Below are 1470 nucleotides of genomic sequence, written 5' to 3'. Positions count from 1 at the left end.
CGACGTGCCTCACGTTTTTTGAGCGCGTAGGGTGTGGTGGTGCCTCATCGGGAATGAGCGCGAACGGTATCGGTCCTGTTTGGCTTGTCTTATGGAAGACAGGATCAGCATGGCGACGAAGCGGCAGGTCACCCTGAGATTCAGGGATGAATACATGAAGGCGTCGAAGAAGGACAAGGGACGCATCCTCGATGAGATGTGCTCCGTGCTGGGAATCGGCAGGAGCACCGCGAGACGCAGACTCACGGAAGCCGGGCGCGGCAGGCCGTCGATGTCGCCCGCGGAGCGGCCGAAGCGGTATTCGGAGCAGTCGCGCGAGCTGCTGGTCCAGGTGTGGCTGATGATGGATGCGCCGTGCGCGAAGTACCTCAAGGCGATGCTGCCCCTGTGGATGCCCATGCTGCGCGCGCACGGCGAGCTCGCCGACTGGGACGGTTTCGCGTTCCGCGAGCTGGAGCGGATGAGCGCGGCCACGATGGACCGGTACCTCAAAAAGACGCGCGACGCGGCACGGCCCAGAGGCATCTCCACTACCCGGCCCGCCGGGGAGCTGCTGCGCAACTCGATCACGATCAGGAAGGCCGGCGACGAGCTGGACGGCCTGCCCGGCAACGTCGAGGCCGACACCGTGGCCCACTGCGGGCCGAGCGTCAGGGGCGAGTTCTGCCGCACCCTGACCGTGGTCGACGTCGCCACCGGATGGACCGAGAACGCGTCGTGCCGCAACAACGCGTTCGCGAACCTCTCCAAGGCCGAGGCGCTGGTCGAGGCCCGTCTGCCGTTCCGCATCCGCTCCTACGACACGGACAACGGCAGCGAGTTCATCAACCGCGACCTGATCGCCTGGCTGCAGGAGCGCGACATCGAGCAGACCCGCTCCCGCCCCTACAGGAAGAACGACCAGGCCACCGTCGAGTCCCGCAACAACCACGTCGTGCGCCGCCACGCGTTCTACTACCGGTACACCGTCGATGAGCTCGGCCTGCTCAACGAGCTATGGGAGCTGGTGCGCGTCAAGGCCAACCTGTTCACCCCGTCCAAGAAGCCGGTCGCGCGCGAAAGCACCCGGGACGGCCGTCCCCGCCGCGTCTACGACGCACCACGCACCCCGTGGGAGCGGCTCAAGGAGTTCGACGAGGCGGACAGGGCCGCCGGCGGCCCCGGCTTCATACCCGACGACAAGCGAGAGGAGATCGAACACACGCTCGCGACCGTGAACCCGGCCGAGCTCGTCCGCCGCATCCACGACATCCAGGACCGGCTCGAAGCACTGGCGGCACCGCGCACCGCGCGGCTGGCCAGACGCATGGGCCCGGACATGGCATACTTGAACAAGACGCTCGCCCGGATCGCGGGCGTCGAACCGGAAGACGACGAAACCCCACAAGCCGACGCGGACTAGGATTTCACGCTCACCACAGGTGAGGCACCACTCCGGATTACGCGCTCATTTTCAAATGAGGCACCTCG

The 1470-nt window shown here is 66.4% G+C and carries 1 protein-coding gene; it reads left to right on the top strand.

What is annotated here, in order from left to right:
• Nucleotides 1-109: 109 nt before the first annotated feature.
• On the top strand, nt 110-1402 hold the full coding sequence (locus AC1A0G_RS12170; RefSeq protein ID WP_236037015.1) for an integrase catalytic domain-containing protein: 1293 nt from the start codon (nt 110-112) through the stop codon (nt 1400-1402).
• Nucleotides 1403-1470: the final 68 nt, after the last annotated feature.

Source organism: Bifidobacterium sp. LH_230 (assembly GCF_056357555.1).
Note: the sequence above shows the minus strand (reverse complement) of the source record. Positions and strands in the feature narration are given on the sequence as shown.

What these genes read in the sequence shown, in the direction of transcription:
- AC1A0G_RS12170 (WP_236037015.1), top strand. Translation starts at nt 110, where the DNA reads ATGGCGACGAAGCGGCAGGTCACCCTGAGATTCAGGGATGAATACATG.